The sequence below is a fragment of the Bacillus sp. NMCC46 genome (genome assembly GCF_002998465.1).
Lineage (GTDB): Bacteria > Bacillota > Bacilli > Bacillales > Bacillaceae > Bacillus.
On the sequence record NZ_PVQZ01000001.1, the window covers coordinates 730379 to 756937 of the forward strand.

Sequence of the window (26559 nt, forward strand, 5' to 3'; positions counted from 1 at the left end):
GGCTATTGGTTTAATTCTTGCTCAAGCACGTCAACCGCTTCTTCATACGATGTCATGTGAGACAGCCTCGTCATCACTTCTTCTTTTCTAAAAAGTGTCATGAGCTTCTCTAACATCACGAGCTGCTTACTAGGTTCAGAGATTGCTAGGACGAACACAATTTTGGCTAGCACAGTTTCATCAGGGCTCCCCATCTTGTGAAACATAACAGGTTCCTTTAAAGTGGCTACACTAATCGCAGGTTTGTTCACATGCTCAGGATCTGTATGTGGAATCGCTACCCCAAAGGTCGCCAGTGGAAGGCCTGTAGGATATGTTTTTTCTCTTTCAAGCACGGCAGGTAAAAAGCTCGATTTAATGTATCCTCCCGCTTCTAATCGTTCTGCTAAATATGTGGTCACCTCCTCTCTCGAAGATGCATCGTACTGCAGCTTGATCAGCTGTTCATCTAACTCAAACAAGTTGTTCAAACAACCACCCCTTTCATTTGGCATAAATATGAACACATGTAACAAAAAGAAAGAACATTTTGGAATAAAACCTTATATAAAGCGCTTACAATTACACATCCTAAAAAATGTTCAATGTTGTTACCTTTGTAAAGATATTATAATATTCGAAATTATAAGTCAATGTTCCTAAGAAAAATCTTATAAAAAAAGATGATGTCTTTGCTTCATCTTTCTTCAAATCTGCTCTACTTCTTATTAAATGTGACTTCCTCTCTCTAAAAGCTCATGTACTTGCTCTTTGATGTCAGCAACAACCTTGTCATTCATACGCAAAAAAAGCCCTTAGCCATTGAAATACATCACAGTCCTGTACTTCAAATGGCCAAGAGCCTTCGGTTGTCTGATCAACTATGTATGATTCAAACTATTCTCAGTTTTCTACTCTGTTTTCCTTATATTTAGACAAAAAAGAAACGCCATCCTCAAGAGGCGCTTCTTTTCCCGGGAAATGTTCTTAATCGGCAGAGAGTTTTAAATTGACGCCAACAGCAGTCCCGTTTCTCGAGGAGTCAGCCACTCCAGTAAAGGTTCCTGCTTTTCGATCAATGAGTAGAGCTTGAACATTTCCTATATCAATAGGCGAGCTGCCAAAACGATGCCCCATATCATTAAGCTTTGTTCTCACATCGAGAGGGACACCTACTTCATAACGATAAGAAGTTGGGCTGTTTGTATAAATCCTTGGTTCTTCAACTGCATCCTGAAGCTCCATGTCATATTCAAGCAAATTCAATATGGTTTGTGAAACAGAAGCAATGATGGTCGTTCCTCCCGGTGAACCTACTGTCATGACAGGCTCGTTATCTTTAAATATGATGGTCGGTGTCATACTGGATAATGGACGTTTATTCGGCTGAACTTCATTTGCTCCGCCAGGTCTTGCATCAAAATCTGTTAGTTCATTGTTTAAGAAAAATCCATATTCCGGGACGAGAATCCCTGTACCAAATAACTGTTCAATGGTTGTTGTGAATGACACAACATTTCCCCACTGATCGGCAACAGTAAAATGTGTGGTCTCACCAATGGTTTTATCTTCTGGCTGCGGGACAATAGGGGATGGGGTTTTTTCATCCTCATACGCCCATGGATCTCCTTCTTTCGGGTTACGATTCATTTGATCTAATTCAATAAGAGAGGCTCTTTCTGAAATGTAATCATCGTCTAATAGTCCTTTTAGTGGAACATCTACGAATTCGGGGTCGCCGGCATATGCAGCACGGTCAGCATAGGAGAGATGCATCGTTTCAGCAAGCAGCTGATATTTTTCGAATGATTTGGGGTCATATTGAGATAGGTTAAAGTGATCAAGTATTTTGAGCATTTGCAGCATAAACACCCCGCCTGAGCTTGGTGGAGGCATACTTGCAAGCTGATATCCTTTATAGTCTCCCCAGATAGGCTTGTCAGTCTTGACCTCATAACGATCAATGTCATCAGTTGTCATCGTTCCGCCAAAATCTTGGACTGTATTTGCAAGTGCCTTTGCTACTTTTCCTTCATAAAATGCTTTGCTTCCTTTTTTCGCAATGAGCTTAAATGTTTTTGCAAGACCTGGCTGAACTAGGAGGTCCCCTTCTTTGAGCGGCTGATCATCTGGAAGAAAGATTGGCGCTGCGGCCGTTTTTTTCAATTTTCCTTGATGATCATCAATGGCTTTTGCCAGGACAGAATCGATTTCAAATCCATCCTCTGCAAGCTGAATGGAAGGCTTAATCAATTCCTTCATCGAGCGGGTCCCCCACTTATCTAATGCCGCCTCAAGACCTTTTACAGTCCCTGGAACACCAACAGCATTACCGTGTGTGGATCGCTCAGCGAACGGGATGACTTTCCCCTCATCTGTTAAAAACATGTCTGGTGTTGCGCCTTGTGGTGCTCTTTCTCGACTATTGATGATGGATGTTTCTTTAGTCTTCCCATCATAAACCATCATAAATCCTCCGCCGCCAATTCCAGACATCATTGGCTCTGTCACATTCAGTGCGTACTGGATGGCAACAGCAGCGTCAACAGCGTTTCCACCTTTCTTTAAAACATCTGCCCCCACTTCTGATGCGAGCGGATGGGCAGTAGCCACCATGCCATCTTTCCCAACAGCTACTTTATTCCCATGAGTTTCGGTTGCAGTGACCTGACTGACAGGCAGAAAAAACGAGAAAACCAGCAGACATATGGACAAAATAGTTAAAGAAATGCGTTTCATACACAACACCCCTTCCATATTCTTACTTTGACCATACCGACTTCTTGACCAGAATACAATAGATTATTCTAAAATTTCTAAAATTTTCATTCTATCATCCTATATTCATCAAATATAAAGCGGATTTTCAAAACATATGACATACTTACTCAGTAGGGATAAAGACACTATACTTCCATGTATTTGATTTCACGGTATAATAAACACATCACAAAGGGGGAAGAATGATGAATCAGAAAAGCACCTTATTTTGGGAAACATATTGGGAAGAAAAATCAGAAAGTGCACCAATTGACGCGTCTGTTTCCGCTTGGGCATTTGGAGCAGACCCAGATCATTTGCTTGACCTTGTTCTGCGAGGGAAAAAAACAGCGACTTGTTCTGGACACCTTTTTTACGAAAAGGAACAGGAGCCGCTTCCAAAGGCAGGACAATATGCGGTCATTTTGGACAGCCATGACGAACCAAAAGCCATCATAGAGATCACGCATGTAGATGTCATGCCAATGAATGAGGTTCCAGAATCATTTGCACAAGCAGAAGGTGAAGGCGATCTTTCATATAACTATTGGTACAGAGCCCATCAAGAATTTTTTACAGAAGCACTCAAACCGTACGGATTAGAATTTAAAGAAGACATGCTCCTTGTTTGCGAGCGATTTAAACTTGTTTATTCAGCTTCTTAAGCTTTAAGCGGCGCCAAAAATGGACCGCTTTTTTCATTTCTTTTCTCCTTTCTGAAAAAGGTGTGTTGAGAACACATCTTTAGGTCAGAATAAGATCAAATAGAAAAAGTGAAGAAATTTTCGACTACACCTGTTTTTTTTCGACAAAAGAATATATAATTATTTGATGTGTGCATTGTCTCATTTATACAATGGAGGGTTTTTACATGTTAAAAAGGAAAAAAGACAAGTTTTCCGTCTTGTTAACGGAAATTGCTAAAAATTTAGATGAAACTGCTGAGTATTTTGTTAGCTATAAAGTAACAAATCAAACCACTCTGAAAGAATTTTCTGACACATTGAAGGAATATGAGACAAAAGGTGATAATCATGTTCATACTATGATTAAAGAGCTGAACAAAGCCTTTATTACACCGATTGAACGTGAAGACATTCTTCAATTGACGAATAGCCTCGACGATGTTTTAGATGGAATTGAGCATTTTTCAGCGACAATGGAAATTTATTCAATGACAAGCTCTGACGAACATATCGACAAATTCAGCCACTACATCAGAGAATGTGCAAAGGAAATTTTAATTACAATTGATTTACTGGCTGAAAATCGCTTAAAAGATATTCAACCACACGCAATCAAAATCAAAGAGATCGAGCATAATTGTGACAATCTTTATCGTAAATCACTAAAGAACTTGTTTGGAAAAGAAACTGATCCAATCAAGGTCATTCAATACAAAGAAATTTACGAAACACTTGAAGAAATCGCTGATTCCTGTCAAAGTGTTGCCAACAATCTAGAAACAATCATTATGAAGAATGCGTAACGGGGTTAGTTAAACATGGACACATTACTCATCCTTACCATATTTATTGTCATTTGTGCACTTGCTTTTGATTTCATCAACGGATTTCACGATACAGCAAATGCCATTGCCACTTCGGTTTCAACAAAGGCGTTAAAGCCTAGACATGCTATTATTATGGCAGCGTTCATGAACTTCTTAGGAGCAATGACATTTACAGGTGTGGCAAAGTCCATCACAAAAGACATCGCAGATCCTTTTACACTTCAAAACGGTTCTGTTGTCATTTTGGCTGCTTTAATTGCGGCCATTACTTGGAACTTGCTTACTTGGTATTACGGGATTCCGAGTAGTTCTTCACATGCACTGATCGGATCAATTGCAGGTGCTGTTATTGCCTCTGCTGGTTTTGGCGCTTTAAACTATTCGGGATTCATTAAAATCATTCAAGCACTATTGCTTTCACCTATCCTAGCTTTCGTATTGGGATATATCGTGTATACCATTATCAAATTTGTATTCAGAAACAACAATCTCGCAAAAACAAATAAACAATTCCGACGTGTTCAAATTTTAACTGCTGCACTGCAATCGTATACCCACGGAACAAACGATGCGCAAAAAGCGATGGGAATTATTACGATGGCTTTAATTGCAGGTAATTTGCATACAACAGACGACATTCCATTCTGGGTACAATTCTCTTGTGCGCTTGCAATGGGACTAGGTACTTCTATTGGCGGCTGGAAGATTATTAAAACAGTCGGCGGTAAAATTATGAAAATTCGTCCAGTAAACGGAGTATCTGCCGATTTAACGGGTGCAGCGATTATCTTCGGTGCGACATTTATTCACTTACCTGTTAGTACCACTCACGTGATCTCATCTTCTATTCTAGGTGTAGGTTCTGCACACAGAGTAAAAGGAGTAAACTGGGGTACGGCAAAACGCATGCTTGTCACTTGGGTGATCACATTACCGATTTCAGGAACTCTAGGGGCTCTTATATACTTTGTGTTAAATGCGATTATCTAATATCAAAGACCTGTCTGACAGGTCTTTTTTTATTTGCCCGCACACTTCAACACCTTGTTCCTACAAGCCATTTTTTCATGAAGCAGGGTTTCCAATCATATCCATAGAAATAAATAAGTATCCATCTGTCTATGGGAGAGAAGAACATGCTACTATTTTTTCAATTGACCGTGTGGTTATTGCTAGGTGCCCTTGCTGTATATGTATTTGCCGTATGGCGTTTTGAACAAAAAGTAAAAGAAAAGATGTTTGCCATTCGAAAAACGTGGTATTGGATTTATGTAGCTGGTGCTGTTGTGTACTGGACAAATGACCCTTCTTCAATCTTCACCGATTGGATGCACTACTTGATTATTGCTGTTTTTTTTGCATTAACCGATGCATTCATCTTTCTCAGCTCCTATATTAAAAAACTCGGAAATCACGAACTGGAAACCGACACCCACCAACTCCTAGAACAAAATAACGATCTACTTCATTCTTACCTCAACAAACTAAAAACGTACCAATACCTATTGAAAAACGAACCGATCCATGTATATTATGGAAGTGTAGAGGCATATATAGAGGGAATTGAACGGCTCATTTATTCTTTTGCCGACAAGATGAATATTCAAGCGGTTCTTTGTCCATACGATACGCAGGAACAAAAAGATGACCTGCTGCGGACTCTTGACCAGCGAGCTCTTATTCAGGCGAAGCTTGACAGGCAGGAAGTCTATTACGATGATTTCGGCAAATTGGTGCTCATCCCGTTTTCTGTAGCAGATGATCACTTTGTCATTAAGCTCACCTCTGATGAGATTGTCACTGAGTTCGACTATTTATTAATGACGTCACTTACAACAATTTATGACCTAATCTTGCCTGACGAAGAGGAAGGTGATGAAGATGGACCACGCACTTCAAGGGAATAACAACAATCGCAAGAAAAACCCTTTTAAGATTTTAAAGAAAAAGCACCATATCAGTATGGCGGATTACAAAGTAAGCCCCCATACAGAGCGTATTTTCAAAAAGAATGAACAGCTCTTGGATGAGTATAAAAATAAAAGGGCTTGATTACACTAAAGGACGCGGAACAAAATCCGCGTCCTGCTTCCATTTTTACATAAATTTGCATACAATAATCTATACGCTGCAACGATTGAGGTGCCAATAAATGAAAAAGAAAATCAAACAATTGAGATATGTTCAGTTTGCTGAATATAAGTCGTCGCCTTATATTCGTCGATTAAATGAACAAAGTGAAACAGTCATCCAATCATACAAACAGAAACACTCACTTATTTAACAGCTCCAGAAGCTTCTCCTTCGTTTTAGGGCCGTATACCCCATCACTTGTCAGACCATTCATCAGCTGAAAACGCGCTACGGCGTTCGCCGTTTTTTCTCCGAAAACTCCGTCGATCCCTTTATTTGCAGCTGCTTTATCAGGATAAAAATAAACAGCAGCAAGCGCTTGTTGAACGAGGCGTACGTGCTCTCCCTTTGTCAATGGAGACGTCACCTTTAAAACCCCATCTGGCAGCTCATACATGCTCTTTGCATCGTTACGATAAATTTTGAGAACCTGTCCAATTTGAATCTTATTCGGATCACTAATGTCATTCCACTTCTGTAAATCTTGAACTGTGACCCCATGAGCTTTCGCAATACTCGTTAACGTATCTCCGCTTTTAACGACATACGTGATGACCGGCTCCGGATCTTCTGCCGTTTCAATCCCTTTTTTAAATTCATCCCATGTAGAAAGAAGCTGGCGTGGACATGCTTTTCCAGACCAGTACTGATGTGTGACCACGTTTGCTAGCGGCATGTGATGTTCTTTTAATAGCTTTTGAATAAGCCATTGTGCATGTTTGACCGCTTGCTGAAAATTTCCATCTTCATTCTCACAAATTTCAATTCCGATCGACTTCCGGTTACCATTCCCATGTCCATCCCCTGCATGCCAGCCATTTTCATTTAACGGCAGATGCTGAAAGATTTCATGATCATCCACTGTAAAATGCCAGCTCACCTCTGTCGCTGGGCGTTTTACATAGGCCGCATGACTTTTCGCATCCGCTCCCTTTGACGTGTTTGCTGTGTTATGCACCGTCACATACTCCGGTGTCATCGCATATCCTGGGCGGTTTCCGTTTCCAACTGGAATAAAATCTTGATAAATTTGTACCATGTTCTGCACTCCCTTTTGCTAGATTGAATTGATCTTTCTCATCAATCGGTGGCGTTCGTAAGACAATACTTGTTTGTTTTCATGAGAAGACTATGGTAAAATTTGAATTCAATCACTCTTTTTAGTAGTGGAAAGTGCAAAAATACAGAAAAAAACAGGAATTACTTCCATTTTTCCTTGAATTTATGTTAAAATTGTTAAAAATAAACCGATATAAAAAGTAAGTAATAGCTCAATTAGATATTTAGTCCTATATGGACTTTTCTTTTACGCCAAAAATAGAACATACGTTTGTATGGAGGTTTTTTAAATGACTGGTTTTTTAACCCATTTAGAAGAAGATATTAAGCGGTTATATGCTCAATTACAAATAAGCGGTCCTGCTTATAGAGAGATGCAAAGGATCGCTTCTGAATTTCATGTATGGGTCCACTACGAGGAGACTGGCAGCATGATGATCCAACATCAAGGTCTTTACAGTATTATATTAAACAGATCCCTATCACCTGAAGAACAATGGCAGGATTTTGCCCACGAGCTTTGTCATGTGCTAAAGCATACAGGCAATCATTTCAAAATGAACAAACTTTTTCGAGAACTGCAGGAGTTTCAGGCAAAACAATTCATGTATCACTTTTGTGTTCCAACCTTTATGCTGCTGCAAATGAAGCTTCCAACCCTTCGGCAGCAAGCCATTTTGCATATTGCTCAAACGTTTCACGTCACCAGAGCTTTTGCTGAAAAGCGGCTTGCCTTATTCGAACAGCGAAAAGCAGGCATTCGCTTTCAACAGGAGTTTACGTCTTATTTAATGAAAGCAGAAAGGGTCGCAGAAAAAGAAGCCGTTTATCAAACGTAAATACTCGGACATAAAACGATAAAAGTTTATTCATAAAGAGCTAATACTTGTTTGAGTACATTTGTGTATCGATAAAATTGTTCAGTTTGTGTATCACGCCGATAGCGACGCCTAAAGTCTTGAAAAAATGCTCTTCTTTGCGCCTGACTAATTTCAAGTTGTACACTTTTTCCCGTCAGACATTGGTTATTAATATTATCAGGATGTGTTCCAGAAAAACGATCAGATTCAGATAGCAGCAATGCGTGAAAGCCATTTAGCGTTAAACGTTTCACAGTTTCTGCCGCTCTTTCTCTATCCGTACCTCCCACTAACGTTTGAAGCACCTCTGTTTCTCCGTAACCATGGAGTGCAAACGTATAATGATGGGTATGCACCTGTGAAAGGCAAACCGGCTCATCAAAACGTGTACTTGTAATATGAAGAACATGATTGCCTTTTACTTTAAGGCCTTCAAATAAATACATAGAATAATCACTAGATATTTCATGAATGAGCTCACTCACGCCGGATTCAATTCCTCCGGCATGAGGCGACAAAACCAGAAGCTGGTCACCTTTCCGCTCGTGAAGAATTCGATAATCAATTCCTATTCTTTCATGAGCGGAAAGCTCTTCATAACTTTGATACGTATCGATGATTTGTCTCATGTCATCTGCCCCATTTCTCTATATGAGCATAAGTCTACTGATCCCTTATTCTTTTGTAAAGAGGTTTCGAATCAAATACACCACTTGAATTCTTCCTTAAATTTTCCTTACATTTACGGCTTTCTGTTGAATTTTGAGAAAAAATGACCGATAATTGAAATGAATAGAACTTTTGGACTATATGAATCTTTTTGTATTCTCTCTCATAAATTAGAAATATTGTGATCTACATCTGGAGGAATTTTTCATGTTAAAAAAGAAAACCACCCTCATCCTTATCATCTTACTCCTTAGCTTCGCTGGCATTATTTATTGGAAATGCTTCTCTCTTCAAGGCGTGTCTCACGGAACATTCATCCGCTCGATGTCATCACCTGACGGAATGTACATCATCAACACCTATCAGCATAGCGGAGGAAAGCTAAAGGAAAACGCAGTTAGAGCAGAAATTGAAAACAAACTGACCCACCGTAAGAAGACGATTTACTGGAAATACCCTGACAAAGACCCTCTCATCAAATGGAAAAACGGACAGCTTGTTCAAATTGGACATGAGTTTTTAAATGTGGTGAAGGGCGACACGTATGATTATCGCTTTGATCAGAACAAGAGAAAATAGCGCATCAAAAAAACGAATCCCTCTTGGATTCGTTTTTTACGTTGACATCACATGCTGCATGAATTCTTTCATTTCTTTACTTACGATCGTCAATCGTTCCACAATTCCGCTAAACTCTGTTACAAGTAAAGCCTGTTCCGATGAAGAACCTTTCATGTGGTCCATACTTTCAAGTAATGTATGTATATTGGAGGAAATTCCTTGTAATGAGCTTTCAAGTGTTTGCTGCGTTTGTAAGGTCATTTCCTCACTTGAGCAGAAAGCCATCACCCATTTAACGCCCTATACAAAACCAAAAGGATTTAGAGTCCCTTCTTGCGTGAAACATCACTATGAACAAATGCACGATTGGCCAAGTGAATTATTGGTGATGGGCGCTGCCTTGTGTACGTCAGATCCTATTCATGGGCAAGGAATGACAAAGGCCGCGCTCGAAGCACAAATTCTTGAGCGTATGCTCAAACAAGCACAAAAAAAGAAGCAGCTATCTTTTGAAAAGGACACATTACAAAAAATGCAGCACGCGAATGAACTTGGCTGGTGGCTTTGCGCGATTGCTGATCTGGCGTGGAACGGCGTCGAGTTAAAAGGAGAAACAGCCATTCCCCACTTGACGTTCGTACAAGGATTTTTAAATCGCTACGTGCAATACGCCATTGTCACAAAACAGCCTGAACGTCTTGAAGCGTATCACCGGATGCATTCTTTCTTAACAGAACCGAGAGACATCCTCAACTTAGAACAGCTGCATGACATGATTCAATCCAACGCCTCTGGAGAAACTGCTGAATGGTGGAGTCAGTGGGATAAAGAGGATGATGAAGGCAATCGAGCTTTTTTCCATGAAGCGGTTCCTGCAGCACCTGCTTTCATTAGATTGAAACAAAAAAAGCCCCTTCATGGGGCTTTTTCATTAACGTAATAATTGAAGTACGTTTTGCGGCTGTTGGTTTGCTTGTGCTAGCATCGCTTGAGACGCTTGAGAAAGAATGTTGTTCTTTGTGAACTCACTCATTTCTTTCGCCATGTCCACGTCACGAATACGAGACTCAGCGGCTGTTAAGTTTTCAGCAGAAGCACCAAGGTTGTTGATTGTGTGCTCTAGACGGTTTTGTACTGCACCAAGTGCTGAACGTTGTTTAGATACTGCGCCGATTGCTTCATCAATTTTTGCTACTTCGACGTCAAAGTCAAAACCATCTTCATTCACTTTAATATCTTTGACAGTCAAGGTTTCAGCGTCCATTTTGCCGATCTGTACGTTGATATTTTGTTCAATGTTTGCGCCAATTTGAAATTGGAATCCATCTTCAACGCTACCATCCAACAGATTCTTTCCGTTGAATGCTGTACGCTGAGAAATCCCATCAATTTCATCTACCAAAGCAGTGAGCTCTTCTTGAATCGCTGTTAAATCTTCTGTTTGTTGAGTCCCAACGTTACCCGCTTGAACTGTTAATTCACGCATACGTTGAAGGATCGCATGTGTTTCAGTTAATGCACCTTCAGCTGTTTGAATAAGAGAAATACCATCTTGTGCGTTTTTAGATGCCATTTCTAATCCGCGGATTTGTCCACGCATTTTTTCAGAGATTGCTAGACCTGCTGCGTCATCTCCTGCACGGTTGATGCGAAGACCAGAAGACAGCTTCTCCATGTTCTTTTGCCCTGCTCCATTGTTTGCAGACAAACGGTTCAGTGTGTTAAGTGCTGCGATATTGTGGTTAATTCTCATTTCCTATTACCTCCATGTGTTTGAACCAATTGAACATCCTTGCCCAAAAGTTCTAAATTAGAATTTTTTTGTAAGCCTTACAATCCATTTATCGAACCTGTATGGAATTTGTTTAATAAAAAAGGAATAAATAAGGTAAAAGTCTCATTGGTTATGATCGTTTCGCTAGAGTATGCCAAATTTAAAGGTTATTTTTCATAATTTATCAGAGGGATTTAAGGATCATAAGACTGGAGAAAATGCGAAGAAAAAAACAGCATAAAAAAAGCCCCATAAAAGGGGCTCTTCATTAACGTAGTAATTGAAGTACGTTTTGTGGCTGTTGGTTCGCTTGTGCAAGCATTGCTTGTGAAGCTTGAGAAAGAATGTTGTTCTTTGTGAACTCACTCATTTCTTTCGCCATGTCAACGTCACGGATACGAGACTCAGCAGCTGTTAAGTTTTCAGAAGATGCACCAAGGTTGTTAATTGTGTGCTCTAGACGGTTTTGGACCGCACCAAGTTTAGCACGTTGAGATGAAACTTGATTGATAGCTGAATCAACAATCTTAAGTTGAGTATCAAATCCAACATCTGCTGCGTCTGCTGCATTAGTTGCAAAAGCTGTTACATCCAAATCTTTAATCGATTGGTTTGCAGTGATGCCACCAGCACCATCATCAACGCCTAATGCATCCGCACCCATATCTTGAATGTTAACTTTGATTTGTTGCGTACCATTTGCGCCAATCTGGAAAACTAAAGATGGATCAGCTGCTGCTGGTGGAGTTGAAGCTTTATAGTCACCATTTAACAGTTTTTTACCGTTGAACTCTGTACGATCAGACACACCATCAATCTCTTCAATTAAAGCATCCATTTCATCTTTAATTGCAGTTAAGTCTTCATCTTGCTGTGTACCAGTGTTTCCAGCTTGAACCACTAGTTCACGAACACGTTGAAGGATTGAGTGAGTTTCAGTCAATGCACCTTCAGCTGTTTGAATAAGAGAGATACCGTCTTGTGCGTTTTTAGAAGCCATTTCTAATCCGCGGATTTGTCCACGCATTTTCTCAGAGATTGCAAGACCAGCTGCGTCATCTCCTGCACGGTTAATTTTAAGACCAGAAGAAAGCTTCTCCATGTTCTTTTGGCTCGCACCGTTGTTTGCAGACAAACGGTTCAATGTGTTAAGTGCTGCGATATTGTGGTTAATTCTCATTTCCTATTACCTCCATGTATGTGGGACCTGACAGACGTCCTTGTCTGAAAAAAGTCCTTTATTCTAGGGCTTATCAACCCTGACAATTCTATTATCGGATGTTGTTATAGGATGTTTAGCAGATTTTTAAAAAAATATCGCATTTTTCTCATGACGTTAATCCTAATTTTAACAATCCTATAAAAACAAAAGCTGCTGATCTATAATCAGCAGCTCTATCGTTTTATGATATCAGTATTGCTTGATATCAAACATTAAGATATTTGGATACACCACATAATCCTTCTTACTTGCGAAAGGACCTTTATTGTGTTCATCATTGATTTCATAGAAGTTCATACCAATTCCAAAGCTTCTTTCTTTATACCAGTTAAGAAAATCGTTGATTTCTTTCGTTGATAGCAAATAATCCTTTTGCAGTCCGTTTATCATGGTAATTGAAAGTATACCTTTTGTTGCTTCTTCACCAGGTTTTGTTCCGTCTTGATCTTTCGGTTCTTCGCTTGTTCCATCATCTGGTTTTGTTCCGTCTTGATCTTTCGGTTCTTCGCTTGTTCCATCATCTGGTTTTGTTCCATCTTGATCTTTTGGTTCTTCTGTTGTACCATCACCTGGCTTTGTCCCGTCCTGATCTTTCGGTTCTTCTGTTGTTCCGTCATCAGGCTTTGTTCCGTCCTGATCTTTCGGTTCTTCTGTTGTTCCGTCATCAGGCTTTGTTCCGTCCTGATCTTTCGGTTCTTCTGTTGTTCCGTCATCAGGCTTTGTTCCGTCCTGATCTTTCGGTTCTTCTGCTGAACCATCGTCTGGCTTTGTTTCACCTTCAGCAATTTGCAAGTCTTTTAATGAGATAGAGATTACTGATTTGAAGTTGCTTTTAACGTATTTAAAATTATAATATTCTTTGAAATTCCTTCCACCTATGATATATATCATCCCATCAAGTGTTACAGCACTTGATCCAACTCTAGCTTCAGGCAATTCATTTATACTTTTTTTTACAGAATTAGAATTCACATCATAATACTGTGTATATGGTAATATTGGGCTGGATCTGTCAACGCTATGCTGACCGCCTACCATAAATAATTTTCCCTGATATGTTGTAAACGCTGCTCCTACTTGATAAAACTCCAACTTTGATTTTGTTCGTACCCACTGATTTGTTTCAATGTTATATTCATATATTTGGGTATTTTGGGTTCCTCTATATCCGCCTGTAGCATAAATTTTATTGTTAATGACTTCTGACATAGACATCCCAGTAAAACTCTGAGGAAACATTTTTAATTGTTGCCATTTATCCGTTTTTGTATCATAACTGTAAAAATTATGTTCTTGATGAGGACTTTTACTCGTTGCAAGAATATAAATTTTTCCGTTTTCTCCAGTCGCAATAATATCTCCATTTGTCACAGCAAAAGTTGGTATTAGGATTGGTTTTTCCGACCATGTATCGGATTCTGTATCATAAATATCAATCGTTTTTGTGCTATCTTGATATGCTCCTCCAATGACATATACTTTTTTACCTATCGCCACTGCCGCGCTATCTGTTCTTTCTCTTGGCATATCAGCTTTTGAGATCCACTCATTTTTGTGAGGATCATACATGTAGGTATTTTTATTACTATGTGATTTTTCACTACTTCCCCCAAAAACAAAAATCTTTCCATCTACTACTGCGGAACTAGAATGAAGTCTCTCTTCTGGTAAGTCCGCTCGCTTCGTCCAGCCATTTGTCTCTGCTGCATGAGCTTTTAACGGATGAATTGTAACCATCATAAAAATGGTCAAAAGCACTAACAATAATCCTTTTTTCATCGTTTCTTTCCCCCATATCTTGAATTTCCCTCCTTTTATCGACATATTTGTAATAAAATTTAATTTTTATCATAATAAGCATTTCCCTCTATTTCCCCTCACACATACATCACCGGCGTCGATATTTTAATAATCTTTCCGCCTCGACGATAAAACCTTGGGACGCGGCGGCTTAAGGTGGCGATGACTTCGTAGTTGATTGTATTGAGCATTTCAGCAATTTCATCAACAGAAATTTCTCCGTCTTTTTGACGACCATATATGACGACTTCCTCGCCTTGCTTTGCTTTCATTTCTCCTAAACTGATCATCGTCATATCCATTGTGACTCGGCCAGCAATCGGCATTCGTTTGCCGCGGAAAAGCATAAATCCCCGATTTGATAAAGCACGTGAGTACCCATCTGCGTAACCGATCGGTATGGTGGCAATGATTTCATCAGGTTTTGCTACATAAGTTGCACCATAGCTGACGGTCCTTGGCTCTGTCACCATTTCCTTCACGAACGCAATCCTTGCTTTTAAACTGAGAGCGGGCTCTAGCTGAACAGCGTCTAAGCTTTCAATGTATTGCGAGGGATACAGCCCATATAGCCCGATGCCCAGCCGAATCATATCGGCGCTAAATTCAGGGAACGCGATGGCAGCCGCTGTATTGTTCATATGTACGGTCGGCAGCTTAATTCCTTGTTTTTTCAAAAACCGAAGAAAATCAATAAAAATGCTGTGCTGCAGCAGCGTGAAATCAGGGTCAGGCTCATCTGCAGTGGAGAAATGCGTAAAAATCCCGTCCCATCTAAGATTTCCACTCTTTTCAAGTGCTTCCACCACTCCTAACAGCTCTTCCTTCGTTCGTACACCTAATCGCCCCATCCCTGTGTCGACATTGACATGAATCCCAAGCCGGCGCTGACTATCTTCTTCCGCTAAGATCTCATTTGCTTCAACAATCCAGTCTTCTCGAAGGCCGGAGAGGTCAATTCTCCAGGCCGCAGCCCTTTTCACACAATCTAGCGGGGTAAATCCAAGAACCAAAATCGGCGCTTCAATTTTTGCTCTTCGCAATACAATGCCTTCCTCCAAACTAGCAACTGCGAGCTCCGTCGCACCGCTTTCCAGTGCCTGCCGCGCTACCTCCACTGAACCGTGTCCATAAGCATTCGCCTTCACGACAGCCATGATCTTACTTTTCCTCGGAATATGCGCTTGAATGGCTTGGATATTTCTTTTAATCGCGTCAAGGTTGACTTCGATCCAAACTTCCCTGCAAAGCTTTTTCATTTATTTTTCCTCCTCATCACATGAGAGTTCTTTCTATCTTCATGTTCGCTTTCGCGTCTAGTCTATCTTTATTCATTTTTGAGAAAAACATTCAACTACAATGACCGGACCAGCTTTTCTTGGGTACACATAAAAAAAAGAAACCACATCAAACTGTGATTTCTTCTCTATGAGCGATGATATTCAATTTCATCCGCAGATTTCATCATTGCATCAATATCATGATAAATCTCCTGCAAATTTTCCCGTTCAGTTAAGTATTGAGCGTTGCTTTTACGAACAGGTCCATCAAATTGCAAGAAGTTGATCGTGATCGTTGATGATTCTTGATCATTCATAGTTAATCTTAATTCAAGCGTCGAGACCTCTTCTTTATCATCACTCTCAGCTGAATAATCAATCGGCACACCATCTTCTAATATCTCAACTTGTTTCAAATCTTTCAAGGAAAGCTCAGTGACTGCAAATCTATATTTTCTAGATGACCCGCCAGGTTGATGTTCAATAAAGCGCATTTTCTCTAGCTCATCATCAATCGCAAATCCCTTATCAACCTGCTCTGAAAAGATATATGCAGATGCCTGAAATCCATCTTCGTGAAAAAACATCATCATCTTATCTAATAATATGTTGGGATCATTCTGTTCTTTTCGTCTTTGTAATCTACCGGCTATGAATAAAATGACCAGTCCTCCGATGATGCTGAGAGCCGTCCCCAGTCCATTTCCTACTTCTACGAAAACAGTAAAACCTAAAATAGCAATCATAAAAGCAATGACAATGCCTATGATGAATATCACACAATGCTCCTCCTATCATGACCCTTCATTTATAGTTTAGCCTTAGTATAGCATTTGAAGCAACGAGTCCTAGATGATTTAACCATAAAAACAGACCATAAAGGTCTGTTTTCATTGACGTTCGATAAATTGTCTAAAAGATAGGCAGTAAGAATTCACACACCTTATCTTCGCCTTCCTCTTCTCTATATCGCTCTATAATAGGGGCTTGACGCATGTTCAATTGATTGTTCTGAATATAGTCAGGTAATTGACACCAAAACAAATTCACTTTTTCAGTTGTATGCGTCACTGTAAAAACAGCATACTTTCCTCCTTCAAAATAACCAGTCTGAACCATTTGATTATTTGAGAAATCTCTATTTGTCATGATCATGAGGTCATATCTGCATTTTCCAGGTAAAGTCCTTGCAGGATCATCTTGAGGAACACCGTATATGCCATGTTTCTTTAATTCATCATTTAATTGATGTTGGTTGATCCATTTTTTAAAATGCTTCATCATCTCTATATTCTTTTTGCTTCCATATGGTCCTATATTTCTCATATACACCATCTTCATATTGCTTAATATTTCAATTTTGCAATTCATGATTTCCCTCCAACTCTTATTGGAAGATTGGCCAATCATTCCTTACATACAACGGTAACATCCTTTAAAATATAATGCAGTAAGTTATTAAAAATAATTGAATGTATGATGGAAAAACATTTACAGGAATTGCGATTTAGATCATAAATTAAGTCATCTCATTTTCTCTTAAAATAGCATGTCCAATTTTTAAAAATAAAAAAGAACGGTCTTTAGCCGCTCACTTGTTTATTGATTTTCCTTTGAAGATTTAGCAAAGAGAAGGGTGACAATCAAATAGATAATTGTTCCGAAAAATAGACCATTTAACAAACTGATAAACAACATCTTACAAATCAGGCCAACATAATAAGACGCTGGCGTCCCTGGAAACACAGCCATATTGAACAGACTAATCATAAAGGTTAAAGCAAAAAATATAATGAAAATCCTTCGAAATAATGTTGATTTTAACATTGTCATTTTACTTCCTCCTCAGTATGTTTTCTATGGAAAAAATATTCTTTATTCATAGCATATATTCCGTTTTATAGTAAAAAGCCCTTAAAGGGCTTTTTACTTAAGCAGTATAACCAATACTTGCAGTATGACCTCTCCTAGCTTCATCATGACTTGCTGTCACTTCTGACGTAAAATAACTAACAACACTTATGACACTAATCATCACGAATACTACTGATAACGTTTTAAATTTCATACTGACAGTCCCCCCGCTTCACTTGAGTTTGGAAATAAAGAATCTTTTCATAGAAATGCATCGCATTGTCTTTATCTCCCATCTCATTATAATATTTTGCAGCATCTTTTGCTAAATCTTCCAGGTCAGGATACATTGACTTTATTTCTAACAATTCCATTATTTTTTCCAACTGCTCAAAATTGTTGTCAATGTATAGGGATCTTAAAAACTTGAATATCAATAATAGAACATGATCTTTCAGCTTTTCAGATAGTTCTATTCCGTTATTTAAAGCGTATGTACCTAAATCCTGTTCTTTCATTTTGAAGTAGGCTTTTGACAACATAATGAGCGGATCTAAGATTCTATTTAAATGCTCGTATCCCTGCTCTCTAAATGCTCTAATCGAGTCATTAAAGTGAATAATCGCTTGTGCTAATTCTTTGTTATGAAAATAACTCAACCCTAAATTATAAAGTGCTGATCCTTTTAATCGTTTTGTTGAGTTGTCGGCGGCTTTTTCTAGTGCGTGTTGAAAATGAGGTATTGCTTTTTCGGGGCAGCCCATATCTATATAGTTTAACCCAATGACAAAAGAACATTGGATTTCTCTTACTGTGTATGTATCTTTTTCTCGATAACATTCTATTGCCTGTGCGATATGGTGCATCGACATGTGGGTTTGTTTCATGTGGTAATAGATTTCTGCCATCTTGTAATTGAACTCGGCACGTTCAATATCGTCGCTGACAAGAGACAGCTTTTTTTCTGCCCGCTTATAGAAGGTAATCGCATTGAGGTATTCGTAGTTTTCAAATTCGTACATGCCGTAGAAAAAATTGAAGTAATACTCGAGCAATCCTGTTAATTTCTCTTGATCCCTTTTGATCTTCATTGCGAGTTCCCTAAAGTTCGCCCGCTCTTTCCCATTTTCTAAAGGATTCAAGTAATCAAGCATTAATTTATGTCTGAACTCCATAAGTGAGAAATACAATAATAAATCCTGATTCTCTTCCATATGATCAAGCATTGATTTGATTTCTTCTTTATATGCCTCGGCGTCCGGTACGTTAAATCTTTGAATATGATAATACCATTCATTGATTTTCAAGCCGACGTGAGAAGAAAGCACTTTCTCCATCAGTCCTTACCCCTTCCTCTATTTTCCCTATAATGACATATATTATCATTTTGTGAATCGTCCGACACCGAAAAGAAACCGCAAAAATAAGAAAAAAAGCTCCTGTAAAGAAGCCATGTGAGTGATCGTAATTTTGATAAGGAGGAATAACTGGGCTCGAATCAGCGCCCCCCTGTTCTCTCTGAAATAAGATGATACAATCAGGTTTAGTTCTAACGAAATATGTACATCTAGTATATCCTTCACGTCATACTTGTTTTAATCGTTTCCATTTACGAATTTGAGTACGGAAATTTTTAAAAGGGGCAACGGTATTCACATGAATAAATTTATAAACTGGCCAAACAGCCTTTGCTGTCGCATCATCCGCCCATTTTCGTTGATGAGGTTCAAACAATTCCTCTTCACTCATACGATCCAACATATCACAAATAGTTAAAACATTCTGTTTGAGCTGAGCTCTTAATGAGACTAGTGATTGGCAGGCATACTTCTCATTAAAAAGAGAATATAATATGCCAAGCTGATTCCATTTATAACCTTCTGCTGGCGTATGGACAACCTTTCCTTCAGTTTCGTCTTGCTCCCATTGAAGCAGCAGGGTTGTCCAACCAACTTGATAGGCCAAATTTTCTGCAGGAGTTCGGCTTACATCCTCTATTCGATCATCTTTCATTTCTTCTCGAATCATATTGAATTCTTCATCGTATTGATTGTACGTCTTCATGATTGCTTGCTTTAAAATGTCTTTCGACTCATAGGTTGTCATATTATTCACCTCTAGTTCTTTTTGTGCAAATTTTTCTCGGAACATATCTTGCAAAAGTACAAAAAAATTCACTGGAGCTCACGATACTGAATTATTCTATCGTCTTCTGTTTTACAGTCTCTATTATAATCAAACTCTTAATCGAGCAAAAAAGCAATAGCATTTCTGGTTAAATGAAAGTATCACTGGTGTTTACTCCTAAAACAACAAAAGAGAGACAATACTTGCCTCCTTTAGGTGACTCTATTATTTTGTGAAATATTCCATTATTGCGCAAACTCAATAAAGAAAAGCTATAAAAGCGGCTGCGAAAAATGAAGACATTCCTTACGTTCCATCATAAACAAGCACCCAGTATCTCTCCCCAGGCTCCCCTTCTTAAGCAATAAAACCTCCCCGTTTTGATTGAAATGTGAAGCTGCATGATTTAACTCGACACTTCTTCCTCTTTTCTACCTAATTTCATTGATAACTGAACGCCAATCATCAATGAGACAATGACGAGCATTGCAACAATGGAAGCTTGAAAATGTCCGCTTAGATCGAAAACCAAGCCAATGAAAAACGGACCAAACCCGCCCATGATGTATCCGCCCATCTGCGACATAGCGGACCATGTACCAGCCTCCTCCGGTGTACGCGTCTCAATAATGGGCAGCATAAGTGCTAAGGGAAATAATCCACCTGCCCCAATCCCTAGAAAAATGACGGCTGGCAAAATAGGCATTGGAAGTAGAAGGAAAATAAGGCCGATCAGCTCTGACACGCTGCATAAAATCAGAAATAATTTCGGTTTTCCTAAGCGAGTGACGACTCCTGGAACGAGTAGTGCCACCGGAATCTGAATCAGTGTAAATATCGTCAGCAGCATGGCGGCATACTGTGGACTATTTCCAAAACTAAGGGCGATGGGTGAAATCCATGCTGTTAACGAATAGAACATGCTGGACATAAAGCCAAAGAACAAGGTGAATTGAATGGCTTTTTTGTTTCGCAGCGGCAGCCTTAGCGGCAAGGCCGTATGATCAGCCTGTTGTTTTTTCCGAGCCAGCCCTAGCCATAAGATTAATGCGATCATCCCTAAAACCGCCCAGCAAGACAAGGCGAGCGGAAGGTTATGCTCACTGCGAAGATATATCGGAATGGTGAAGCCAGAAGCAAGTGCTGCCCCAATCGTCATCGAAATAGAATAGACACTCACAATCCCCGGGCTTTTCGGAAAATACTTTTTGATAAAACTAGACAATAAAGGTCCTGCAAAGCTAATCCCAACGCCTCCTGCAAATGCAGTGATGAGAAGGACGGCAACCGTTTGACTCGTCCCACGTAGTCCAGTAGCGATTGTGATGAGAAGAATCGAGAAAAAAAGCGTTCTCTCTAAACCAAAACGGCGGCTTAGTTTAGTTGCTACAGGTGCAAACACCCCCATGCACAAGACCGGTAAAGTGGTTAGAAGACTTGCTGTCAGCGCACTGACTCCAAGGTCTGTTTGGATCATGCTCATCATAGAAGCCACGGACGTAATGATTGGGCGCAAGTTTAATGCAGCTAAAAATAAAGCGGCTAAATAAAATATTTTTTTCATCAATGCTCTTCTTCCTCTCTCATCTTGTTGAAGTTACTTTGAGTATAAATCTGCCGCATTCATTGATCAATACAATAATTCGTATTATGATGATAGTAAAAAACTATTATTTATGAAAGGATGACAAATGGATACTCGTCATATTACATATTTCATGGCTGTATTCGACCATTTACATTTCACAAAAGCTGCTGAGCAATTAGGGATATCACAGCCTACATTAAGCCAGCAGATCCGGCTGCTTGAAGCTGAAGTTGGGATGCCGCTCTTTGATCGAATCGGTAAAAAAGTCGTTGCAACTGAAGCGGGTTCTCTGCTTTATCAATATGGTATGAAAATGCTTCAAGCTGAAAGAGATGCGAAAAATGCGATGAAAGAACTGTTATCTGAAAAACGGGGAAACGTTCGACTTGCAGTTCTCCCCTCCGATCTTGACTTTCAGCTTGTTCCGCTATTTGTAGAATTTAAAACACTTTATCCCGAAACCAATCTGAAAGCATATTCAACGATCTTCGTTCGTGAAGAAGTACTGTCTCATAAAGTGGATCTCGGCATCGGGCTGCGAGGGCAAGCGGATAAGCGTCTCGTTCAAATTCCGCTTGGAAGTGAGCCCTACGAATTATTTGTTCATTCAGAAAGTGATCTAGCCCAAAAGAGTGAAGTGACATTGGAAGAGCTGACGCAGCATGCTTTGGTCATGTATCCGAAGGGATATCTAGGAAGGGATTTAGTAGATGACGTATGTAGAGAACAAGGTGTTGAACTAGACACTGTCATGGAGGTTGGGTCCGCATCTTCATTATTGCAGCTGGTTGAAGCCGGCATCGGTGCAACCATTCAGCCGCGAGGGTTACTGCAACATCATTCGACGTGGCCCAATATTGTTTCGATTCCTATTGCTGATCCGGCACCTGTTCGTCACTTAGAATTAACTTATTATGCAGATCGATTTGTCAGTAAAGCACAGCAGCAGCTATCTGAATGGCTGATAGACTTTTTCAAATCAAAAACAAACTAAAAAATGAGGGTAAAACATGAAGAATGCAAACAGCATATTCACAAGGACAAACCGGGTAGTTATTCGTCAATTTGATCTGCAAGATATTGAAGCATTTTATCAGTACCGAGCAAATCCCTCTATTGCAACATATCAATCTTGGGAAAACTATACGTACGAAGAAGCTGAATCATTTGTTCAACATCAAAAAAACCTAATCAACCGGGGACATGGTTTCAATACGCTATTGCCTTACCTGAATCCAATCAACTGATAGGAAATTGCGCAATTCATACACTTGACAGTGAGCCTAGAATCGTTGTTGAAATCGGATTTACACTCGCACCTGAAATTGGAAAGGGCTATATTCACGAAGCCTTGAGTTCAATGATCGAATATATTTCACTACACTGGACAAGTATAAAATCATTGCCTTTACTGATGTGCGCAATGAAAAATCTATTCAAGTGCTGGAACGTTTAAAGATGAGACGCGAAGGACATTTACTTCAAAATTATATGTCAAAAGGACATTGAATTGATGAATATCAATATGCGATTCTTCAATCGGAGTGGGCCGCTAAGCGCCATTAAAAGACGCTTTTGATAAACCTTCTATATACATATAGAACTTTTCTATAACGATCACCATGCTTTCTTTTTTTATAATAGAAAAAAAAGAAATGTGGTGGCGTATATGTCTATAACGATCGGAATTATGGGCGGGATGGGTCCTTTAGCAACGATAGATCTGATGAAAAAAATCATTTCACATACTCCAGCGATAAAAGATCAGGATCATCTCCATGTGATTGCTGATAATTATCCTCAAATCCCTGATAGAACCAATGCCATATTTGGGAAAGGCGAAGATCCTACAGATGATATGATTGCATCAGCTAAGAGATTAGAACGTGCAGGAGCGGACTTTATTCTCATTGCATGCAATACCGCTCACTTCTTTTTAGAAAACGTACGACATTCCACTCATATCCCTATCATGAATATGCCATTAGAAACCGCAAATTACCTGAACAAACATCACTATACATCTGTGGGCTTACTATGTACTGATGGAACATTAAAAACCCAGCTCTATCAAAAGGCTTGTGCTCATCACAATATTGACGTCATGACTCCTAGTGAAAATCTTCAGAAAAACGTTATGAATGGGATATATGCGGTGAAAGCAGGAAAATTAAGTAAAGGCGAAAGTGAATTGGCGTTAGCTGCAGAAATTTTAATCAATCAAGGGGCAGAAGCCATCATAGCCGGCTGTACAGAAATCCCCTTAGTCCTAAGGTCAACTAAAGATGTGAAAATGATTGACCCTACTGTCATTTTGGCGAAAGAAGCTGTAAAATTAGTGTATGAGCTTGAAAAGCTAAACATTTAAAGAACGCAACATAAGGGGATAAAATGAATATTGAGAATATAGAAGCGTTTATTTATGTATGCCAGCTAGGCAGTATCAATAAAGCTGCGGAAGCACTGTATTTAACCCAGCCTTCTGTTTCGGCACGTATTCAATCGTTAGAAAAAGAATTAGACCTGAAATTATTTGATAGGCAGAGAAATAAGCTGTCTCTGACGGAAAAAGGTGAACAGTTTTACCCGCATGCCAAAAAGATCCTCCATTCTTATCAAGAAGCAAAGCATAGTCTCAAGCAAACGATGATCCCTTATGAATTGACGATTGGATGCGCATCCTCTATTTCCAATAATCTATTGCCTAACATATTGCCTGCCCTGAAAGAAAAATACGAAAACCTGAAAGTGAAAATTGTAACAGGACATTCAAAGGATGTTGTTCAAAAAGTCATCAACAATCAAGTGGACTTTGGGATTGTCAGGACTGAAACACATCCTCAAATTGAATCGATCCCTATTTTCAGTGATCCTATCGGGCTGTTCGTCCCAACTCATCACCCGCTTGCCAGCCTTGACAACATCAATATGAAAGAACTAGAAGAACAGCCTTTTATTTTCTTTGACTATGGGTCATTTGATTGGCTGATGCTCCACCGATTATTTCAAAAGAACAACATCACACCGAACATTTCCATTGAGGTTGATCATATGGAAACCGCAAAAAATTTAGTGCTGCAAGGAATGGGGCTATCGTTTCTACCTCATCATTGCGTAAGAAATGAGGTAGAACAAGGAACATTAAAACAAATTTCAATCGATCCATCCATCAATTTCAACATCAATATCGAGTTCATTTATAAAAAGGGAAAATCCAAATCAGTTTTCATTGATCAGCTCAAACAGTTTTTTCATGAATTAGATTAAAAAAAGCCCTTTTCAGGGCTTTTTTTGGATACGTTCTGATTGATTATCTTTCGTTTGCCAACATGTCTGCTGCAGTTTCATGCATATCTTTCAATCCTGATCTCTGTGCGTACTCGGCCACAGTGATCGCACTTGTAGTCAGAAGCTCTTTTATATGTTCATCCATTCTTGACCAAGTTCTCCCGCCTGCTTTTTCATACGCATGGATAAGTTTTGTTAATCCTTCTTTCCCAAAGAGAAGTTGATGCGACAAAAAGTCTGCAGATACATCACCAACCCCCACTTCAGACCAATCAATAACACCCGTAACACATTGATTTTCATCAATCAGAATGTGGCCAGGATGTAAATCTCCATGCTTCACCCCCACGAAAGGCGGCCATAAAGAATCTTTAGCTAGCCATGCTTGCCAGCGCTCCCATAAACCGCTGTTAATGGTGTATTGCGATTTGACACGTTCCATTCGCTGTTTCATTGATGCTCTTAATTCATGAGCACTGAGCATCTCCACTCCGATCGTTTTAAAAGGCTGTTGATCTAAGGAATGTACATTCGCTAAAACGCTTCCTAATGATTCATAATAAGCTTGCGGTACATTCGTTTGATCAAAACTCCACACATAAGATTGCTGTTCCACATCAATACTAGCCGCCGGTACACCCTCTAATTGTTTATAAGCAATCAGACTTTCTGTAAAAATAGACCACTTAGGGACCTGAAAGTGAACCTGCTTACTAATGTGATCTAATGTCTTTTTTTCTTGTAAGGCATGTTTCATTGATTCAGGTCTGCGAGGCATTCTTAATATCCATTGATCACCATGTAAATCTTCGACATGTGCGACACGGAAATCAACACCTTGTTCATTTATTTTGAAGGTATTCTCTAAAATTTCTAATCCGTGATGATTGGCTAACTGCTTTAATTCCAGTCTATTCATATTCATTCCTCCAATTGCTCATTTAGTCATGATCAATAGACATCAAGAATATCATCACAAAAAACCACAAACAGGCTACTTTATGTGGTCAGAGTAAACAAAGCTAGACTTATGTCTTTCTTTGTATCATAAAAAAACATACAAAAAAAGACAGAACGATTATCTGCCTGTCTTCTAGTGAAATTGCATACTTTTCCGCTGAAGATCATTAAAAATGTGCAGACTCCCCCGTTTACTCGCTTGATGAAAACAGAGCCTTTGAACATATGAAATTACTGATTGTTCAAAGTTTGCTGGCGTAATCTTCCTGCATGCATCATCTTTAACCATCCTCCTCTTTGTAATATAAAGTTACTATACTTTATTTTAATATGACTTTCAATAAGATTACAAAAAGCAGGATTTAAAATCATCACTCATCCTATTAAATTACATAAAATGATATAATTGTATTTATTCATGTTATGATATGGTTATTAATTCTTTTGTCTAATAATTTATTAAACTCAAATGTAGCTAAGTCATTTAAAGGGAGAATTGGTATGACTCATTTAGAATTCGCATTCGGCTTGCTTCCAGTCAGTATGATCATCGCTTCTTTTATCGTCACATTGATTGTACAAAAGATTTATTTCATGCCAGTTGTGAGCTTTATCATTTTACTCATCCTGGCATTTACACTTTTTAACATTTCTTTCTTAGGCTGGGTAGTTGTCTACACTTTAGGCTCAATTATTGCTTCATATATCGCATTATTCATCATGAAAACTTTAAATAAAAAGAGGTCTTAAACTACATTTAAAAAGCCCTTTACAGGGGCTTTTCTTCTTTCACTATCGCTTTTCCACTGGATGAATGTCTTCTCCCAAAAAAGCGTTATTAGGATCACCACTCTTTTCTAAAAACTCAGCCATTTCTTGCAGCTCTTGATTGATACGGTCATTTCTTGGCATATCTGGGTTTAACAGAAGGGTGGAGTGAATCGTTGTGGCTGTTTCATACAAGACATGTTGATCTTTTATTTGTTGGATGTATTGTTTCATACGATCGAAAAACCATTCGATCTCTTCCGTTTCTTCCATCGGATAATGTGCCATTTTGAAGAGATTCTGCTGACGAAGGTCTTGCCTCTCAAATATGTGTTCAAGCTCTTCTTTACTGACATATACATCC

The 26559-nt window shown here is 39.1% G+C and carries 28 protein-coding genes and 1 pseudogene; 13 read left to right on the forward strand and 16 right to left on the reverse strand.

Annotated elements, in window-relative coordinates:
* Positions 1-2 precede the first annotated feature (2 nt).
* Complete coding sequence (locus C6Y01_RS03720) at positions 3-470, reverse strand: PTS sugar transporter subunit IIA (protein WP_095285042.1); 468 nt, start codon at positions 468-470, stop codon at positions 3-5.
* Positions 471-966: 496 nt separating this feature from the next.
* On the reverse strand, positions 967-2718 hold the full coding sequence (gene ggt / locus C6Y01_RS03725; RefSeq protein WP_106037834.1) for a gamma-glutamyltransferase: 1752 nt from the start codon (positions 2716-2718) through the stop codon (positions 967-969).
* 227 nt (positions 2719-2945) lie between these two features.
* Here ggt and C6Y01_RS03730 point away from each other — a divergent pair, with 227 nt between their 5' ends.
* The 5 genes from C6Y01_RS03730 to C6Y01_RS03750 all read left to right on the forward strand — a co-directional run bounded on the left by C6Y01_RS03730 (position 2946) and on the right by C6Y01_RS03750 (position 6304).
* Positions 2946-3404: an ASCH domain-containing protein gene (locus tag C6Y01_RS03730; protein WP_060596067.1), complete on the forward strand. Its 459-nt coding sequence runs from the start codon at positions 2946-2948 to the stop codon at positions 3402-3404.
* A gap of 206 nt (positions 3405-3610) precedes the next feature.
* A complete protein-coding gene (locus C6Y01_RS03735; protein WP_003212390.1) occupies positions 3611-4228 on the forward strand; it encodes a DUF47 domain-containing protein in 618 nt (205 codons plus the stop codon).
* A gap of 15 nt (positions 4229-4243) precedes the next feature.
* Positions 4244-5242 (forward strand): inorganic phosphate transporter, encoded by a 999-nt coding sequence (locus C6Y01_RS03740; protein ID WP_034663089.1) that lies wholly within the window; start codon positions 4244-4246, stop codon positions 5240-5242.
* Positions 5243-5388: 146 nt separating this feature from the next.
* The gene (locus C6Y01_RS03745; RefSeq protein ID WP_034663092.1) at positions 5389-6159 is read left to right on the forward strand and encodes a type II toxin-antitoxin system SpoIISA family toxin; all 771 of its coding nucleotides are present in this window, start codon (positions 5389-5391) and stop codon (positions 6157-6159) included.
* On the forward strand, positions 6134-6304 hold the full coding sequence (locus tag C6Y01_RS03750) for a type II toxin-antitoxin system SpoIISB family antitoxin (protein ID WP_034663884.1): 171 nt from the start codon (positions 6134-6136) through the stop codon (positions 6302-6304). Before C6Y01_RS03745 ends, C6Y01_RS03750 begins: the two co-directional genes overlap by 26 nt.
* A gap of 220 nt (positions 6305-6524) precedes the next feature.
* On the opposite strand, the gene C6Y01_RS03755 is transcribed toward C6Y01_RS03750, so the two are convergent.
* Positions 6525-7424, reverse strand: a complete 900-nt coding sequence (locus C6Y01_RS03755) for an N-acetylmuramoyl-L-alanine amidase (protein ID WP_106037835.1) — start codon at positions 7422-7424, stop codon at positions 6525-6527.
* A gap of 310 nt (positions 7425-7734) precedes the next feature.
* On the opposite strand from C6Y01_RS03755, the gene C6Y01_RS03760 reads away from it, so the two are divergent.
* On the forward strand, positions 7735-8283 hold the full coding sequence (locus tag C6Y01_RS03760; RefSeq protein WP_034663097.1) for an ImmA/IrrE family metallo-endopeptidase: 549 nt from the start codon (positions 7735-7737) through the stop codon (positions 8281-8283).
* Positions 8284-8309: 26 nt separating this feature from the next.
* Here C6Y01_RS03760 and C6Y01_RS03765 read toward each other — a convergent pair whose 3' ends face one another.
* Positions 8310-8933 (reverse strand): poly-gamma-glutamate hydrolase family protein, encoded by a 624-nt coding sequence (locus C6Y01_RS03765; RefSeq protein ID WP_034663100.1) that lies wholly within the window; start codon positions 8931-8933, stop codon positions 8310-8312.
* Positions 8934-9180: 247 nt separating this feature from the next.
* On the opposite strand from C6Y01_RS03765, the gene C6Y01_RS03770 reads away from it, so the two are divergent.
* Positions 9181-9552, forward strand: coding sequence for a DUF5412 domain-containing protein (locus tag C6Y01_RS03770; RefSeq protein ID WP_034663103.1), 372 nt, complete (start codon positions 9181-9183; stop codon positions 9550-9552).
* A gap of 36 nt (positions 9553-9588) precedes the next feature.
* Here C6Y01_RS03770 and C6Y01_RS03775 read toward each other — a convergent pair whose 3' ends face one another.
* Positions 9589-9822 (reverse strand): hypothetical protein, encoded by a 234-nt coding sequence (locus C6Y01_RS03775; protein ID WP_223249860.1) that lies wholly within the window; start codon positions 9820-9822, stop codon positions 9589-9591.
* A gap of 49 nt (positions 9823-9871) precedes the next feature.
* On the opposite strand from C6Y01_RS03775, the gene C6Y01_RS03780 reads away from it, so the two are divergent.
* Positions 9872-10474 carry a hypothetical protein gene (locus C6Y01_RS03780; RefSeq protein ID WP_223249861.1) on the forward strand — a complete coding sequence of 201 codons (603 nt, stop codon included), beginning with the start codon at positions 9872-9874 and terminating at the stop codon, positions 10472-10474.
* On the opposite strand, the gene hag (C6Y01_RS03785) is transcribed toward C6Y01_RS03780, so the two are convergent.
* The 9 genes from hag (C6Y01_RS03785) to C6Y01_RS03835 all read right to left on the reverse strand — a co-directional run bounded on the left by hag (C6Y01_RS03785) (position 10466) and on the right by C6Y01_RS03835 (position 21155).
* Positions 10466-11287 (reverse strand): flagellin Hag, encoded by an 822-nt coding sequence (gene hag / locus C6Y01_RS03785; RefSeq protein WP_044141245.1) that lies wholly within the window; start codon positions 11285-11287, stop codon positions 10466-10468. The two genes, C6Y01_RS03780 and hag (C6Y01_RS03785), sit on opposite strands and share 9 nt — an antisense overlap.
* A 289-nt stretch (positions 11288-11576) precedes the next feature.
* Entirely contained in the window at positions 11577-12488 is a 912-nt protein-coding gene (gene hag, locus C6Y01_RS03790) for a flagellin Hag (protein ID WP_066031010.1), read from the reverse strand.
* A gap of 231 nt (positions 12489-12719) precedes the next feature.
* On the reverse strand, positions 12720-14309 hold the full coding sequence (locus tag C6Y01_RS03795; RefSeq protein ID WP_106037836.1) for a Kelch repeat-containing protein: 1590 nt from the start codon (positions 14307-14309) through the stop codon (positions 12720-12722).
* Positions 14310-14407: 98 nt separating this feature from the next.
* Entirely contained in the window at positions 14408-15589 is a 1182-nt protein-coding gene (gene alr, locus C6Y01_RS03800) for an alanine racemase (RefSeq protein WP_106037837.1), read from the reverse strand.
* A 167-nt stretch (positions 15590-15756) separates the two neighbouring features.
* Positions 15757-16389 carry a hypothetical protein gene (locus C6Y01_RS03805; protein ID WP_106037838.1) on the reverse strand — a complete coding sequence of 211 codons (633 nt, stop codon included), beginning with the start codon at positions 16387-16389 and terminating at the stop codon, positions 15757-15759.
* Positions 16390-16522: 133 nt separating this feature from the next.
* Positions 16523-16981 carry an AraC family transcriptional regulator gene (locus C6Y01_RS03810; RefSeq protein ID WP_106037839.1) on the reverse strand — a complete coding sequence of 153 codons (459 nt, stop codon included), beginning with the start codon at positions 16979-16981 and terminating at the stop codon, positions 16523-16525.
* Between the two features lie 686 nt (positions 16982-17667).
* The gene (locus C6Y01_RS03825) at positions 17668-18801 is read right to left on the reverse strand and encodes a Rap family tetratricopeptide repeat protein (protein WP_034663131.1); all 1134 of its coding nucleotides are present in this window, start codon (positions 18799-18801) and stop codon (positions 17668-17670) included.
* Positions 18802-19048: 247 nt separating this feature from the next.
* On the reverse strand, positions 19049-19570 hold the full coding sequence (locus C6Y01_RS03830; protein WP_106037916.1) for a ClbS/DfsB family four-helix bundle protein: 522 nt from the start codon (positions 19568-19570) through the stop codon (positions 19049-19051).
* A gap of 427 nt (positions 19571-19997) precedes the next feature.
* Positions 19998-21155, reverse strand: coding sequence for an MFS transporter (locus C6Y01_RS03835; RefSeq protein WP_095285031.1), 1158 nt, complete (start codon positions 21153-21155; stop codon positions 19998-20000).
* A 127-nt stretch (positions 21156-21282) separates the two neighbouring features.
* On the opposite strand from C6Y01_RS03835, the gene C6Y01_RS03840 reads away from it, so the two are divergent.
* From C6Y01_RS03840 to C6Y01_RS03855, 4 genes and pseudogenes are all read left to right on the forward strand, one after another.
* Positions 21283-22173, forward strand: coding sequence for a LysR family transcriptional regulator (locus C6Y01_RS03840; RefSeq protein ID WP_106037840.1), 891 nt, complete (start codon positions 21283-21285; stop codon positions 22171-22173).
* A 16-nt stretch (positions 22174-22189) separates the two neighbouring features.
* Positions 22190-22688, forward strand: a pseudogene (locus tag C6Y01_RS03845) (GNAT family N-acetyltransferase).
* Positions 22689-22848: 160 nt separating this feature from the next.
* The gene (cuyB, locus tag C6Y01_RS03850) at positions 22849-23547 is read left to right on the forward strand and encodes a cysteate racemase (protein WP_034663141.1); all 699 of its coding nucleotides are present in this window, start codon (positions 22849-22851) and stop codon (positions 23545-23547) included.
* Positions 23548-23570: 23 nt separating this feature from the next.
* Positions 23571-24446 (forward strand): LysR family transcriptional regulator, encoded by an 876-nt coding sequence (locus C6Y01_RS03855; protein ID WP_034663143.1) that lies wholly within the window; start codon positions 23571-23573, stop codon positions 24444-24446.
* 43 nt (positions 24447-24489) lie between these two features.
* Here C6Y01_RS03855 and C6Y01_RS03860 read toward each other — a convergent pair whose 3' ends face one another.
* Complete coding sequence (locus tag C6Y01_RS03860) at positions 24490-25386, reverse strand: macrolide 2'-phosphotransferase (protein ID WP_106037841.1); 897 nt, start codon at positions 25384-25386, stop codon at positions 24490-24492.
* 542 nt (positions 25387-25928) lie between these two features.
* Here C6Y01_RS03860 and C6Y01_RS03865 point away from each other — a divergent pair.
* Entirely contained in the window at positions 25929-26177 is a 249-nt protein-coding gene (locus C6Y01_RS03865) for a DUF2651 family protein (protein WP_106037842.1), read from the forward strand.
* Positions 26178-26219: 42 nt separating this feature from the next.
* Here C6Y01_RS03865 and C6Y01_RS03870 read toward each other — a convergent pair whose 3' ends face one another.
* A complete protein-coding gene (locus C6Y01_RS03870) occupies positions 26220-26483 on the reverse strand; it encodes a hypothetical protein (RefSeq protein ID WP_223249862.1) in 264 nt (87 codons plus the stop codon).
* Positions 26484-26559 lie beyond the last annotated feature (76 nt).